The organism is Exiguobacterium sp. s6 (assembly GCF_018618155.1).
In the GTDB taxonomy this organism is placed as follows: domain Bacteria; phylum Bacillota; class Bacilli; order Exiguobacteriales; family Exiguobacteriaceae; genus Exiguobacterium; species Exiguobacterium mexicanum_A.
Window position 1 is genome coordinate 1,733,695 of the sequence record NZ_JACSLN010000001.1, and the last position, 13,004, is coordinate 1,746,698.

Genomic DNA, 13,004 nt, shown 5'->3' on the forward strand with positions numbered 1-13,004 from the left:
ACCTCCTTGAAAAGTTAGCCGTTCTCGTCCTCTTTTTTAGAGAACAAGTCGGCGAGGCCCGCGAGGCGCGGGTCAATTTTTGGTTGGTCGTCCGGCTGCTCGTCAATGACGGACCAGCCTTCCCCTTCAACCTGAGTTTTGTCTGTTTCGTTCCCGAAAACTTGCATCGGGACGTCTAACATGATGAGCTCTCTTACGATTGGTCGCAGATCAATCGTATTTCCTTCTGGCAAATTGACATCATCGAATTGCTCCGTATAACGCCCATTCTCCAAAAAGAAAGGCTCGAGCGATTCAATATCAAATTCATAGATGACATCGTCCAACGTACGCGCATCTGGCAACGTCAGGTCACCTTGAACCTTCAAATTGAATGTAACTTGATTAGATGTGAACGACGCATCCCCGTGCACATGCACCGGGCGAATCGAACGGATATCCGGATGGAGCTGAGTAAGCTCTGGTAGTTCGACCATCTCATCGATGGCAAAACTGTCACCCTGGTTTCGTAGCTTAAGTAGCTGTGCAATAGACCACTTCATCCGAATCACCTCAATTGCAACAATATGAATTATAGATAGGCCAACTTGTTTTGTCAATGTTTTTTCTTTACACTAAAATCAGTTGACGACGGCGCTTTGCCAAAGCGTACTTATCCATCTTACACCAATCCAATCGACAATGCAAAGGAGTAATTTTATGCGAAAAACGGCCATCATCGCTGAGTACAACCCGTTCCATAACGGGCATCTCCATCAAGCTGAACGAGCACGGATCGAAACGGGCGCCGATGCCGTCATCGCCGTCATGAGCGCCCAGTTCACCCAACGTGGGGAACCGGCGGCGTTCGACAAATGGAGCCGGGCGAAAGCGGCCGTCCAGACGGGCGCGATTGACCTCGTCGTCGAACTGCCGACCCGTTACGGGGTACAACGTGCCGACCGGTTCGCAAGCGCCTCCGTCGCCATCGCCGAACGCATGCAGTGCCAAACGCTGTCGTTCGGAAGCGAGAGCGGAGACATCACAGCCGTGAGACGGGCCGCGGCCGCAAACATCGAGGCGACGCCAGCTTATCAGACGGCACTAAAAGAAGCGCTTGACCAAGGACGATCCTCGGCCAAAGCGTCGAGCGAGGCGTTCGGTGCGCTCTATCCCGATTTCGACTTGACGCTCCCGAACAATATCCTCGCCTATCACTATGCGAAAGCGGCGACGACTATCGAGCTCCATACGATTCGTCGCCTCGGTGCGGGATACCATGACCCAAGCGTCTCAGACGTCATGTCGGCCACGGGAGTGCGCGGCCACTATTTGGAGACAGGTATGGTCCGGGCCGTCCCTGACGCCACGAGAGCCCTGTTTGCGGACGTGTCGGTGGCACACTGGTCACTCTATTGGCCCGTCTTGCAGTACAAGTTACGGACGACCCCGAAAGACGTGCTCGACCAACTTGTCGGCATCGACAGTTCGTTATCACCGCGTTTGATTCAAGCCGGTCTCGAGCCGACGTTCGAGCAGGCGCTCGCTCGACTGTTGACGAGACGCTACACTCGGACCGCCATTCAACGTGCTCTCGTCTCTGTGCTCGTCCATTGGCGCCGCGATGAGCTGCCAGAGCGTTTCGATGAGGTGCCTTACGTCCGCCCGCTCGCATTCAACGCGATTGGACGAACCGTGTTGAAAGGCATAAAAAAAGACGTACCGCTCATGAGCAAGTACCATCCTGACCTTGCGTTCGAAGCTCGAGTGACCGAGGCGTATCGCCTTCCTCTCGGAAATCGGTCACTCGTCGAACACGTACAAACCCCTCAATTCATTGACTCCAAATAATCGATGGCCTCCTCGACCGTCTTGACCGGAACGACTTTGATGTCACTGTCTAGGCGGTCGAGCGATTCCATCGCCTCATCGTAATTTGATCCGTCCGGCACGAAGAAAACCGACGCACCGGCCCGATCGGCGGCGACGATTTTTTGCCACGCCCCGCCGATTGGTCCCACGGTCCCGGTCTCATCGACCGTGCCGGTACCGGCGATCACAGCCCCACCTGTCAAATCACCCGGTGTCAACTGATCAAAGATTTCAAGCGTGAACATAAGACCGGCCGAAGGTCCTCCGACGTTCGTCAGTTCGAACGAGACTTCCGGGACTGTGCGCACGTCTTGAATCGGTAACGGTTCATAAATCCCGAGACCGACCCGGTCGCCGGTCCGGTCGAGCGGCTGGATAAGCGTATCGACCTCCAGCTCCCGTTCATCCCGTTCGAGCGTGACGGACACTTCATCGCCGGCTTCGAACGAAGCGACACGTTCGATGAAGTCGAGACGCGACGCGAACGACTGGCCGTCGATGGCGGTGATCACGTCACCCGGTTTCAAGACGTTCGCCGCGAGCGACCCGCTGATTGGGGCGGAGACATACATCCCTTCGAACGAAACCGTCACGTCGGCGTCCGCCAACTCATAGGCGTATTGAATCGCCGCCTGCTGGGACGATGCCATCAACAGTTCTTGTCTTCGCTCGTAGTCTGCTTCCCCTTCTCCCTCATACAAGTATCGACTGGCCGGGCTGGCATCGGTGAACGGCGTGAACCAACTGCCGACGAGCCAAAGCGGAGTCGCCCGACGTTGCGAGATGGTCACCATCTGTAGCTCGCCGGGTTCTTTGTCCCCGCCTTCGACCGTCATGAATTCTTCAATCGTCGTTGCTTCCCCCGGGTAGGTGATGTAATACGGGAGCGGCACAAACAAGAAAATCAAGACGGCCACGAGCAACCCGAAGCCGATTTTGAGCGACTTCATTGCCCTTGGCTCACTTTATACTTTTGACGCAAGGCGTGCTCGACTTGTTCAGGGACGAGTTCAGCGACGGACGCCCCGTATTTGGCGACTTCTTTCACGATTGACGAGCTTAGGAACGAATATTGGCTGTTTGTCATCATAAAGAGCGTCTCCACGTTCTCATTCAACTTTTTATTGATGGATGCGATTTGAAGTTCATATTCAAAATCAGAGACGGCCCGCAGCCCACGGACGATCGTTGCCGCCTCACGCTTCGCTGCATATTCGACGAGCAATCCCCCAAACGCGTCGGCGGTGACGTTCGGCAAATGGGTCGTCACTTCACGGATGAGCGACAAACGCTCTTCTACATTAAACAATGGTGCCTTGCTCGAATTTTCGAGCACGGCGACGATGACTTCGTCGAAGATGGCTGCCGCCCGCTCGATGATATCTAAATGACCGTTCGTAATCGGGTCAAAGCTCCCCGGGCAAATCGCGATACGTTTTGACATGTTCTCACTCCTCGGTCGCCGCATACTCGTAGAAGCTGATCGTGATCACGTCCGAGTAGCGCTGCACCTTGATTTTTTCCAACTGCCCGACCTGATCCGGTAACGTCACATCGCTGCCATGTTCGCAGACGACGACCCCGTTGTCCGTCAATAGTCGGTTCGACTCAATGATGTGTAAAAACGGCACATGTTCTTCCGCATGATATGGCGGATCCATAAAAATCAATTTAAACGGCTGTCCTTTTAAGACGAGTTGGTCGAGGACCGACCGGGCGTCTTGTTGCAACACCGTCGCTTTTGACTCATAGTGTGTCGTCTTCAAATTGTCTGTGACCGTCTGGATCGCCTTTCGTTGCTTGTCGACGAACACGGCATGGTCACATCCCCGTGACAACGCCTCAATCCCTAACCCGCCGCTCCCGGCGTATAGGTCAAGCGCATCTCCCCCGGCGAAATAAGGGCCAATGATGTTGAATAATGATTCTTTCACTTTATCTGTCGTCGGTCGTGTCGCCGACCCCGGGACCGCCTTGAGTCGGGTCCCTTTTCGTTCTCCTGAAATCACTCGCATCTCCGTTCTCCTTCACCACAAAAGATGAAGGCGGTGCCGCCTTCATCTTTGTGTTATTTCTGCTTCGATTCGTACGTCTCCGCGACGAACGGCCGCTCACTGCGGACGACCGCTTCAACGAACGGCAACGCGCTCACTTGTTCGAGAATCGCCTCATGTCCATCGAGGTCGGTATACAAGAAGGCGTACTTCTCCCGCTTTGACACGTAATACAGGTTCGCATAGCGACGCAACGCCTTCACTTGCTTCAACGATTGGACGTAGACGACGAACCCGATTCGACCATTCAACTCAAACGTCTCAGATGGCACATCCACAGCTTCCGCCTCCACAACTTCCTCCGCCTGAACATCCGCCTTCATCGAAGAACGGGTTTCCGGTCGGGACTTTGATTTTTGGAGAAACCGAGAAGGCCAACAGCTCACTCACTTCCCCGAGCAGTTTATCTAAACTGCGTTCCGCTTTTTTAAATGCGGCCACTTCTGGCTGGACATCGAGACGCCGTTTGACGAGATGCATCTCTTTTTTAATGCGGTCGTGGTCCGGGTGATGTTTCCCGAACCGCTGTACGTACTCGTAATCTTCTTTCATCCGCAAGAACTCACGTTCCACGAGGCGCGCTTCCTCCGATTGGGCTCGCGCTTGTTTCGTGGCGATATATGTTTGGAACGACTCGCTCGCTTCAATCAAATCGGCTAACGATTCCGTTTGATCGAGCAGGGCGATCGTCTGTTCAGTAATAATCATGGCTTTCACCCTTTCTGCCATGATTTTAACACATTTGATTCCCTCTGTAAGCAATCGGCTTTATAATTGAACGTGACTGTCAAGCGTCCAACCAGAAAGGAAGTGAACAGGTGCATCCGTGTACCTCGCTATGAAAAAAGTCTCATTTAACATGATTCGTTCGGCCGGCATCAAGACCGACTATGCGAAACCTGAATATTATTACGACCAGCTCGATAAAGTAAGAGCGGCCGACCTCGTCTTGTTCCCTGAATATTGGATGGTCAACTCGATCATCTACGGACTGAATAAACCGATTTTCCCGTCCCCGGCCACGTATCACCTCGGGCACGATAAGATTGAGATGACGCGCGCCTTCAAGGCGACGTTCCCGCACCGCATCCCGAAGACGCTCATCTACGGGAAAAACCCTTACACGATTGAGCGCGTCTTGGAAGAGTTCGAGTACCCGTTCGTCGCCAAGACGGCCAAGTCGTCGATGGGACAAGGCGTCTGGCTCATCAAGCATGAACAGGACTGGCTCGAATACGTCGACAAGCACGAGACGTTCTACGTCCAGCAATACATCCCGAATGACCGCGACCTGCGGATCATCGTCATCGGTGAAGAAGTCGTCGGTTCGTACTGGCGCGTCAGCGAAGCGTTCTTGAACAACGTCGCCCAAGGTGCCCACTTCTCGTATGACGACATCCCGGAAGACGTCGTCGCGGAAGTGCTCGACATCGCCAAGACGCTTCACATCAATCACGCTGCCTTCGACGTCATCGTCACGGACGGTGAATTTTACATTTTAGAGTTCAACGTCTTCTTCGGTTCGGAAGGGCTCCTGCCGCTCGGTGTGAGGCTTACAGACAAGATTGCCCACTACCTCGACACCCAGGCTTGAGGCGTTCATCTTTTTTTCACAATTTGAACACACGTTATTCCAAGAACGTTTTCGAATATGATATGATGACATATGAGGTTTATTAGGGAAAAGGGGGATTATGATGAAATTTGAGCAGTTCCACATCGAGGGAAAAGAGATCCGCTTCGGTTTGCTCGAGACGATCATGGATCATCATCATTTCATCCGTGAAGGCGCTTGGGACTATGAGCGTGCAACGTATGACATGAAGTACGAGAAACAATCGACAGGCGAGACGTTCTACCTTCGCTTACCGGTATATGCGATTGAAGGACAAATCGAGGACCGTCATGCGGTCGTTAAAATGTTGACACCGATTCTCGGAAAACATTACTACCCGCACGGCGTCGAGTACGACGAAGAGTTCCCAGAAGAAATCGTCCGTGATTGCGAGCGTCGTCTTGCCGCACTCGCTGAGACACTCGAAGTAAAACCCCTTGCATAAGCGAAGGGGTTTTTCTTTTGACCACATATGACAAGCCGACGTCGGCAGAACAGGTTATGCCGACAAGTCTCCCGATTGAATAATGGTGCAGCCTTTGCCCTCATAGTACGCGATCATGTCGTCGATTTTCTTCAAGTCATAGCTCGTGATGCAATCCGACAGGACGCTGACCGCATAGTCTGCTTTCCGCAGATTGTAGCACGTCGACTTCACACAGGCGGTCGCGTCGGCCCCAGTGATATAGAACGTGTCGATGCCATGTTGTTGAATGAACTCCGCGAACGCTTCACTCGTCAAGGCGTTGCCCTTATATTTGGTGAATACGTGATCGGACACGATTTTCAACTCTGGCGCTAATTCCGCTCCGCGTGTTCCCGTTTTGAACGTTCTCGTCCCCGCTGATAAGTTCTCATGCCGGATATAGACGACATGAATCCCCTTCTCGACCGCCCAATCGATTGATGTGTTGATGTTGTCGATGACTGCTTTGTAATGTTTCGTGATGTCATTTTGAATATCAATGACGATCAATGCCTTATGTTGCATCTGATTTCCCCCTCGATGAGTCGCGTACCGTGACTACTCATTCCATCATACCAGATACCCGAGTTCACTTTTGGGAAAAATAAACAAAGACGACATCTTCTTCCATAGAAAAAGGGAGGCCCTCAGCGGGTCCTCCCTTCTCTCATATAGCGATCACATTAAGCGTCACATCGACCTGTCCGAGCAACAAGTCGAACTGATCACGCACATACCGATACAAGCGTTCAGCCTCGACGAGCGAGACGGGTGCGATGATTTGATAATCGTATTGCTCTTTCGACAGAGACACGACTTTCACTTCACGCAATCCGAATTCGATCGCGCTGCAAGCGATCAAATCCTCGATCGCCCGTTCGGCAATCGTCACATCTCCGTAGGAATAATCATTTCCGATGACAGCCATCGTATCATTCATCTTCTTCACTCCTTTTCTGCCGCGAGTACTAACACGTCCTCCATAATGGTTTCGATGTCGACAGGTTTTTCTCCTGCCGTCGCCATTTGGGCGACCGCGCGCACGTCATGCTTGCGATCGATGATATACATCGTCGTCGCATGCGTGACGAGGCCACTGTTCGCTTTCGAATAGTAGAACTGAAGCTGACGCGTGATACGGTCGATGTCGGCTTTGTCTCCGGTCAACATCTTCCAGCCCGTCGGTTCGGCTTGGAACGCCGCCCCGTAGTTCTCTAAGACGGGGACCGTATCGACTTCCGGGTCGACCGTGATGGCGACGAGCTCAACGTCCGTCCCGTATAGATCGTTCGCTTTCAGCTCTTGCTCGAGCTTCATGAAGTCGCGCAACGTGAGCGGACAGATGTCCGGGCAGTTCGTGTAAAAGAACGTGACGATTTTAACTTTACCGTTGTCCGAATTGTACGACTGACCGTCGAGCGCGTTCGTCAACGTGAACGGGGTCGGCTCTTGGATGACGGGCAAGTCCTCTTCTTTAAAGAATAAGAAGTACGAGGCCACGCCGATTGCCACCAAAATGGCGACCGTCAAACCGACCGTCATATAGCTATTCCGTTTCATCCTCTTCCCCCTCTCTCGATTCACCCACCGATAATGGCACGGAAGACGTTCGTCGTCTCACCTGGGTCATAGGCGACGTAGAGGAGGACGTATACCGTCACCCCTGTGATCGCCGTGAAGAACCAGACGACCGAAGCTTTCGGTCCGATTTTCCGGTGTTTCTCGACTTTGTTTTTATAGCCGAGGTAAAGCGTGATCAAGCCGAGGACCCCGCCTGTCGTCGCGAGTAAGATATGGAAGATCATGAACGCCAAATAGTATGGCTTCACTGAATCAGGTCCGCCGAAAGCGGTATTGCCGACAAAAATCGTACGCGAGACGTAAAGAATGAAGAATGTTGTCGCGGCAATCGCGGCAGCCGTCATGACTTTTTTATGTTTGTCGACGTTGCGACGATCACGCGCGATGATCGTCCATCCGATTGCGACTAAAATAGCACTAATGACAATGAATGTCACACTGATCAAGGCAAGATAGTTCATCGTAGTTTCCCCTTTGACTTAGTTCATTTTTTCTCTTTTGGTTCTTGCGGTGTGAACGACATGCCTTCATCGAGCGCAAGCGATTTTGTCCGGCGCACCCAGCCGAAGAACGTCCAGCCGAAGAAGAAACCGTAGACAACTTCTTGACCGAGCTTCATCAATACCCCACCGAAGCGTTGGTCTTCAAGGGCGCTGTTCGTCGCGCCCATGAGCGCGTTCAAATCAAGGCCGGATACGTCCCCGTTCGGCATACAGTAGCCGAGCACGGTAGCAAACGTTTCTGCGTCTGTATAGGCGTCATACAAGATGCCTTGGCTGAAGATGATAAACGCACACGCCGGTGTCAACAACACCCCGTTCGCGATGATGTATACCATCCGCTTCAAATCAGACATGCCTTCCTCTTCTTCCGAGAGGAATGGTGCAATGACCGGATACCACATCGTCAAACTGAAGACGACGAGAGCGCCGTGGAAGATGCGGTGCACACCATAGTTCGTCAACACGTAGTCAAAAATGAATGGCATATGGTAGAACGTGAATAATGCATTGAACAAAACGAGTGCGATCAAAGGTTTTGTCATAAATTTGAGCGTCGGCCCAATCACCTTATAGCTAAATAATTTTTCAAACACCCAATATGGCATCCCGTACACGACGAGCGCCGGTGCGAGCACGTAGACGAGCACCATCTGCAACATATGCACCGAGAAGATGATGTGTGCAAGGACATCGACCGGACTTCCGAAACCGATGTAATACAATAAAATAGCGGATAACATGCTGAACTTTTGTAGCAACGTGGTCGACTCGTACCCTCGCTTCGCCATGCTCTCTGTGACGACCGCATAGAGGACGTACAACCCTACCATCAACAATCCGAACCATGGACTCCAAAGCGTCGTCCAATCGAACTGTTTGAGTAGCTCTGATGTATTCCAGAGCATCCCTTCACCCCTTTTCTTTCTCTCCCAAACCGATGAAACCGTTCACTTCAAGATTACTATTCCTTTATTTTTGAAGTAAAGCAAAAAGGACTGAATCATCTATGTTTCCACAGATGTTCAATCCTTTGTCACATTTACCAAATGAGCAAGCGAAGGGCCGCGACCGTGATGATGGCGACAAAGATGCCGAGCCACATCATTCCGACGATCCACGTGTTGCCACGGTTGTTCATATGCATGAAGATATAAAGCTGCAAGAACACTTGGATGATGGCGAGGATGATCAAGAAGCCACCTGCCGCCCACACCGGCATGAGTTCAGCGTATACGGCGCCGAACGCGACGAATGTGAGCAAAATCATCATCGCGAAGCTAATCAACTGAAGTTGATACTCGCGTCTTGATTCGGCTTTTACTTCAAGCTCTAACTGTTTGTGCGTTTCGTTCATTGGTTGTTTTTCCATATTAGCTCACCATCCCTAAGAGGTAGACGATTGAGAAGATGAAAACCCATACGACGTCGATGAAGTGCCAGTACAGGCTCGACACGTAGAACTTCGGTGCGTTGTACACATCGATTGGACGGTTCCAGTTGCGAATCAAAAGCGTCGTGATCCAAAGGAGACCGAACGTGACGTGTGCGCCGTGGAATCCGACGAGCGTATAGAACGCAGATCCGAACGCGCTCGATGTGAACGTGTGACCGATGTGGTAGTAGTGGATGAACTCATAAATCTCTGCTCCAAGGAATCCAGCCCCGAGGAGAAGCGTGACGACCAACCAAAACTTCATGCGGCCTGGATTGTTCGCTTTCATGTTCATCATGGCGAGAACACTTGTGAGCGAACTTGTGAGGAGGAGCATCGTCATCAAGAAGACGAGCCCCATCTCAAAGATATTGTACGAACGAAGTTCCTCTGGCGCACCAGAGTTCAGTAGACCGACGTACGTTCCGAATAGCGAGGCGAAGAGAACAGTCTCTCCACCGAGGAAGAACCAGAAGGCCACATATTTATTTTTCCCTTCCAGCGTGGCTTTCTCTGGATTGGCCGGAATACCGGTCACCGGGTGTTTTTCGACTGCATGTGCCATTTATTGGTCTCCTTTCTCACGAATCGCTTTCAAATCCGCTTCAATCTGTGATTTTGGAATATAGAAGCCATGGTCGTCGATCCATGAACGGAGGAACATCGACACGAATGTGATGAGTAATCCGATCACGATGAGTGACCAACCGACAACCGCGTTATCCATTTGGAAGATCGCTCCAAGTCCGGCGATGAAAAGACCGAGTGACATGAAGAATGGAATCAACGAGTTGTTCGGCATGTGGATGTCTGCTACCGGTTCAGCAACAGAGACCCGTTTGTTGCCCGCCATTTTCTCGAGCCAGAACGTATCGAGACCTTTGACAAGCGGTGTTTGTGCAAAGTTGTACTCTGGTGTCGGTACAGGAAGCGTCCACTCCAATGTACGTCCATCTTCCCAGTGGTCTGGCTTGACGCGTTGTTTCGACAAGAATGCCTTGACAACAGCGACGAGCAAGATGATTGTCGATACACCCATGAAGAAGGCACCGATCGTCGACAGTAAGTTCATCGTCTCAAACCCTTGGTTAGGAAGGTATGTGAAGACGCGGCGTGGCATCCCGAACAATCCGAGGAAGTGTTGCGGGAAGAACGTCAAGTGGAACCCGATGAAGAACAACCAGAACTGCCAGTAGCCAAGCTTCTCAGAGAGCGCTTTGCCGAACATGAGCGGGAACCAGTAATAAAGTCCTGCGAATAGACCATAGACAACCCCACCTACGATAACGTAGTGGAAGTGAGCGACAACAAAGTAACTATCGTGATACTGATAGTCGGCCGGTGCGACCGAAAGCATGACCCCTGTCATCCCCCCGACGAGGAACGATGGAATGAATGCGACCGAGTAGAGCATCGCGACGTTGAACTTGATTTGTCCGCCCCATAGCGTGAACAACCAGTTGAAGATCTTGACCCCTGTCGGGACGGCGATGGCCATTGTGGCGACAGCGAAGATCGAGTTGGCGACCGGTCCGAGACCGACCGTGAACATGTGGTGGACCCAAACCATGAATCCGAGGAAACCGATGAGCATCGTTGCGAAGACCATCGTTGTGTAACCGAACAGACGTTTACGAGCGAATGTCGGAATGATTTCCGAGAAAATACCGAACGCAGGGAGTATCAAGATGTATACTTCCGGGTGTCCGAAGATCCAGAAAAGGTGTTCCCAGATGACGACGTTACCGCCGGCTGCCGGATCAAAGTAGACGGCACCGAACAAGCGCTCGAACATCAACATGAACAAGCCGACTGTGAGCGGCGGGAACGCGAAGACGATCAACGCCGAAGCGACGAACGTCGTCCACGTGAAGAGCGGCATCCGCATGAGTTTCATGCCTGGTGCACGCATGTTCAAAATCGTGACGAGGAAGTTAATCCCGGCCATGAGTGAACCGAAACCTGAGATTTGAAGACCGAGGGCGTAGAAGTCGACCCCTGACGCTTCAGGTTGTGTCGAGAGCGGCGCGTACGCCGTCCACCCTGCGTTCGGTGCAGCGCCGAAGAACCAGCTAAGGTTCAGCATGACACCACCGAAGAAGAACAACCAGAAACCAAGTGAGTTAATGAACGGGAACGCGACGTCGCGTGCCCCGATTTGTAGCGGTACGACGGCGTTCATAAATCCGAATAGCATCGGCATGGCCGCTAGGAAGATCATCGTCGTCCCGTGCATCGTGATCAATTGGTTGAACGTTTCGCCGCTTACGAAGTCGTTCATCGGACGAACGAGTTGCCAGCGAATAAGTAAAGCTTCAATTCCACCGAGAAGGAGGAAGAAGATTCCTGAGAACAAATACAAAATACCGATTTTTTTGTGGTCAACCGTCGTAACCCAATCCATGATGCCATTGTATTTACGCGGTTGCTGCATAGCAGTGGTCTGTGCCACGTGAAATCCCCCTTTTCCCGTTAGTCAATCTTCTGATCGTACAAGAAGTCAACGAGTGCATCTAACTCTTCATCACTGATTTGGCCTTCACCGAAGCCAGGCATGAGCGCGCCTTGTTTCAATTCTTGTGGGTCGCGAATCCATTCTTTCAACTTCTCTTCGTTGTTTTCGAGGTAGCCCGCCAACCATTCGCGATCACCAAAGTTCGTCAAGCTCGGCGCGACTTTCCCGCCACCGTGACAGCTCAAGCAGCTCTCGACGTACACGGCTTCGCCTGTCGTCAAGTTTTGGTTATCTGCAACGAGGTTTTCTGTGTTTGCGTCCTGCTGTGCTTTCATGTCTTCGAGCCATTGGTCGTACTCTTCTTGCTCGAGTGCGATGACTTTGAAGTCCATGAGTGCGTGTGAAGGTCCACAAAGCTCGGCACATTTCCCGTAGAACGTACCTGGTTCATTTGCATGCAACCACATTTCGTTATCAAGGCCTGGGTTCGTATCCGTCTTACCTGACAAGGCCGGTACCCAGAACGAGTGAATGACGTCTTTCGATGTCAAGTTGATGCCGACACGCTTACCGACTGGGATGACGAGTTCTTGACCCGTGACCACGCCTGCGTTCGGATATTCAAATTCCCACCAGTAAAGGTTGGCCGTGACATTGATTTCTTCTTCTTTTTTCGCTTCTTTCGCTTTCGCGAGCTCGACTGTCGTCGTGATCGTCGGAACAGCGAGAATGATCAATAAAATGATTGGAACGACTGTCCAAATCATCTCAAGCGTGCTGCTTCCTTCGACTTGCTTCGGAATCGATTCATCTTTCCGACGGAATTTCATGAGCACGTACACGTAAATAATCGTTACGATGACAAGTACAAAGAGCATGATTGCCAAACTGATGAGAATGATGCGAAGCTGAATCTCAGCTCCCTCTCCCATCGGCTTCAATGCAGACAATCCCTCTACGCCGCACCCTGATAACAGTAGTGCGAACATCATCATCGGGACGATGCCAAACAGAAGCTTCTTAAATGATTTCACAACAATCCCCACT

At 51.8% G+C, this 13,004-nt stretch carries 18 protein-coding genes; 3 read left to right on the top strand and 15 right to left on the bottom strand.

The features are described from left to right. Positions 1 to 14: 14 nt before the first annotated feature. A complete protein-coding gene (locus KNP75_RS08965) occupies positions 15 to 542 on the bottom strand; it encodes a YceD family protein (protein WP_034777064.1) in 528 nt (175 codons plus the stop codon). 157 nt (positions 543 to 699) lie between these two features. On the opposite strand from KNP75_RS08965, the gene KNP75_RS08970 reads away from it, so the two are divergent. After that, complete coding sequence (locus tag KNP75_RS08970) at positions 700 to 1,830, top strand: tRNA(Met) cytidine acetate ligase (protein WP_215190240.1); 1,131 nt, start codon at positions 700 to 702, stop codon at positions 1,828 to 1,830. Here the strand turns inward: KNP75_RS08970 and KNP75_RS08975 are convergent. The 5 genes from KNP75_RS08975 to KNP75_RS08995 are packed head-to-tail and all read right to left on the bottom strand — an operon-like array spanning position 1,809 to position 4,613. Further along, positions 1,809 to 2,801: a SepM family pheromone-processing serine protease gene (locus tag KNP75_RS08975; RefSeq protein WP_214707387.1), complete on the bottom strand. Its 993-nt coding sequence runs from the start codon at positions 2,799 to 2,801 to the stop codon at positions 1,809 to 1,811. The two genes, KNP75_RS08970 and KNP75_RS08975, sit on opposite strands and share 22 nt — an antisense overlap. Beyond that, the gene (gene coaD / locus KNP75_RS08980) at positions 2,798 to 3,295 is read right to left on the bottom strand and encodes a pantetheine-phosphate adenylyltransferase (RefSeq protein ID WP_034777061.1); all 498 of its coding nucleotides are present in this window, start codon (positions 3,293 to 3,295) and stop codon (positions 2,798 to 2,800) included. Before coaD ends, KNP75_RS08975 begins: the two co-directional genes overlap by 4 nt. Positions 3,296 to 3,299: 4 nt before the next feature. Continuing rightward, positions 3,300 to 3,866: a 16S rRNA (guanine(966)-N(2))-methyltransferase RsmD gene (rsmD, locus tag KNP75_RS08985; protein WP_034777060.1), complete on the bottom strand. Its 567-nt coding sequence runs from the start codon at positions 3,864 to 3,866 to the stop codon at positions 3,300 to 3,302. A gap of 53 nt (positions 3,867 to 3,919) precedes the next feature. After that, positions 3,920 to 4,183 carry a DUF2129 domain-containing protein gene (locus KNP75_RS08990; RefSeq protein WP_021067029.1) on the bottom strand — a complete coding sequence of 88 codons (264 nt, stop codon included), beginning with the start codon at positions 4,181 to 4,183 and terminating at the stop codon, positions 3,920 to 3,922. Continuing rightward, positions 4,167 to 4,613: a YlbF/YmcA family competence regulator gene (locus tag KNP75_RS08995; RefSeq protein WP_034777059.1), complete on the bottom strand. Its 447-nt coding sequence runs from the start codon at positions 4,611 to 4,613 to the stop codon at positions 4,167 to 4,169. Before KNP75_RS08995 ends, KNP75_RS08990 begins: the two co-directional genes overlap by 17 nt. Positions 4,614 to 4,743: 130 nt before the next feature. Between KNP75_RS08995 and KNP75_RS09000 the strand changes: the two genes are divergently transcribed. Together KNP75_RS09000 and KNP75_RS09005 are read left to right on the top strand one after the other, a co-directional pair. After that, positions 4,744 to 5,499 (top strand): ATP-grasp domain-containing protein, encoded by a 756-nt coding sequence (locus tag KNP75_RS09000; RefSeq protein ID WP_214797049.1) that lies wholly within the window; start codon positions 4,744 to 4,746, stop codon positions 5,497 to 5,499. Between the two features lie 103 nt (positions 5,500 to 5,602). Then, the gene (locus KNP75_RS09005; RefSeq protein WP_021067026.1) at positions 5,603 to 5,965 is read left to right on the top strand and encodes a YugN family protein; all 363 of its coding nucleotides are present in this window, start codon (positions 5,603 to 5,605) and stop codon (positions 5,963 to 5,965) included. 54 nt (positions 5,966 to 6,019) lie between these two features. On the opposite strand, the gene KNP75_RS09010 is transcribed toward KNP75_RS09005, so the two are convergent. The 9 genes from KNP75_RS09010 to coxB all read right to left on the bottom strand — a co-directional run bounded on the left by KNP75_RS09010 (position 6,020) and on the right by coxB (position 12,991). Beyond that, positions 6,020 to 6,511 (bottom strand): cysteine hydrolase family protein, encoded by a 492-nt coding sequence (locus KNP75_RS09010; RefSeq protein ID WP_215190241.1) that lies wholly within the window; start codon positions 6,509 to 6,511, stop codon positions 6,020 to 6,022. A 142-nt stretch (positions 6,512 to 6,653) separates the two neighbouring features. Next, positions 6,654 to 6,926 carry a hypothetical protein gene (locus tag KNP75_RS09015; protein ID WP_034777053.1) on the bottom strand — a complete coding sequence of 91 codons (273 nt, stop codon included), beginning with the start codon at positions 6,924 to 6,926 and terminating at the stop codon, positions 6,654 to 6,656. A gap of 5 nt (positions 6,927 to 6,931) precedes the next feature. Continuing rightward, positions 6,932 to 7,546 carry an SCO family protein gene (locus KNP75_RS09020; RefSeq protein WP_034777051.1) on the bottom strand — a complete coding sequence of 205 codons (615 nt, stop codon included), beginning with the start codon at positions 7,544 to 7,546 and terminating at the stop codon, positions 6,932 to 6,934. A 20-nt stretch (positions 7,547 to 7,566) separates the two neighbouring features. Then, entirely contained in the window at positions 7,567 to 8,028 is a 462-nt protein-coding gene (locus KNP75_RS09025) for a DUF420 domain-containing protein (protein WP_034777049.1), read from the bottom strand. A 23-nt stretch (positions 8,029 to 8,051) separates the two neighbouring features. Then, the gene (locus KNP75_RS09030) at positions 8,052 to 8,975 is read right to left on the bottom strand and encodes a cytochrome c oxidase assembly protein (protein ID WP_034777047.1); all 924 of its coding nucleotides are present in this window, start codon (positions 8,973 to 8,975) and stop codon (positions 8,052 to 8,054) included. A 134-nt stretch (positions 8,976 to 9,109) separates the two neighbouring features. Continuing rightward, positions 9,110 to 9,439 carry a cytochrome C oxidase subunit IV family protein gene (locus tag KNP75_RS09035; RefSeq protein WP_034777045.1) on the bottom strand — a complete coding sequence of 110 codons (330 nt, stop codon included), beginning with the start codon at positions 9,437 to 9,439 and terminating at the stop codon, positions 9,110 to 9,112. Between the two features lies 1 nt (position 9,440). Next, positions 9,441 to 10,067 (bottom strand): cytochrome (ubi)quinol oxidase subunit III, encoded by a 627-nt coding sequence (locus KNP75_RS09040; RefSeq protein WP_034777044.1) that lies wholly within the window; start codon positions 10,065 to 10,067, stop codon positions 9,441 to 9,443. Then, a complete protein-coding gene (gene ctaD, locus KNP75_RS09045) occupies positions 10,068 to 11,936 on the bottom strand; it encodes a cytochrome c oxidase subunit I (protein WP_034777043.1) in 1,869 nt (622 codons plus the stop codon). A gap of 38 nt (positions 11,937 to 11,974) precedes the next feature. After that, entirely contained in the window at positions 11,975 to 12,991 is a 1,017-nt protein-coding gene (gene coxB, locus KNP75_RS09050; RefSeq protein ID WP_214791563.1) for a cytochrome c oxidase subunit II, read from the bottom strand. Positions 12,992 to 13,004: the final 13 nt, after the last annotated feature.

Coding starts and splice junctions, on each gene's coding strand:
- KNP75_RS08965 (WP_034777064.1), bottom strand. CDS start 542: ATGAAGTGGTCTATTGCACAGCTACTTAAGCTACGAAACCAGGGTGAC.
- KNP75_RS08970 (WP_215190240.1), top strand. CDS start 700: ATGCGAAAAACGGCCATCATCGCTGAGTACAACCCGTTCCATAACGGG.
- KNP75_RS08975 (WP_214707387.1), bottom strand. CDS start 2,801: ATGAAGTCGCTCAAAATCGGCTTCGGGTTGCTCGTGGCCGTCTTGATT.
- coaD (WP_034777061.1), bottom strand. CDS start 3,295: ATGTCAAAACGTATCGCGATTTGCCCGGGGAGCTTTGACCCGATTACG.
- rsmD (WP_034777060.1), bottom strand. CDS start 3,866: ATGCGAGTGATTTCAGGAGAACGAAAAGGGACCCGACTCAAGGCGGTC.
- KNP75_RS08995 (WP_034777059.1), bottom strand. CDS start 4,613: ATGATTATTACTGAACAGACGATCGCCCTGCTCGATCAAACGGAATCG.
- KNP75_RS09000 (WP_214797049.1), top strand. CDS start 4,744: ATGAAAAAAGTCTCATTTAACATGATTCGTTCGGCCGGCATCAAGACC.
- KNP75_RS09005 (WP_021067026.1), top strand. CDS start 5,603: ATGAAATTTGAGCAGTTCCACATCGAGGGAAAAGAGATCCGCTTCGGT.
- KNP75_RS09010 (WP_215190241.1), bottom strand. CDS start 6,511: ATGCAACATAAGGCATTGATCGTCATTGATATTCAAAATGACATCACG.
- KNP75_RS09015 (WP_034777053.1), bottom strand. CDS start 6,926: ATGAATGATACGATGGCTGTCATCGGAAATGATTATTCCTACGGAGAT.
- KNP75_RS09020 (WP_034777051.1), bottom strand. CDS start 7,546: ATGAAACGGAATAGCTATATGACGGTCGGTTTGACGGTCGCCATTTTG.
- KNP75_RS09025 (WP_034777049.1), bottom strand. CDS start 8,028: ATGAACTATCTTGCCTTGATCAGTGTGACATTCATTGTCATTAGTGCT.
- KNP75_RS09030 (WP_034777047.1), bottom strand. CDS start 8,975: ATGCTCTGGAATACATCAGAGCTACTCAAACAGTTCGATTGGACGACG.
- KNP75_RS09035 (WP_034777045.1), bottom strand. CDS start 9,439: ATGGAAAAACAACCAATGAACGAAACGCACAAACAGTTAGAGCTTGAA.
- KNP75_RS09040 (WP_034777044.1), bottom strand. CDS start 10,067: ATGGCACATGCAGTCGAAAAACACCCGGTGACCGGTATTCCGGCCAAT.
- ctaD (WP_034777043.1), bottom strand. CDS start 11,936: ATGCAGCAACCGCGTAAATACAATGGCATCATGGATTGGGTTACGACG.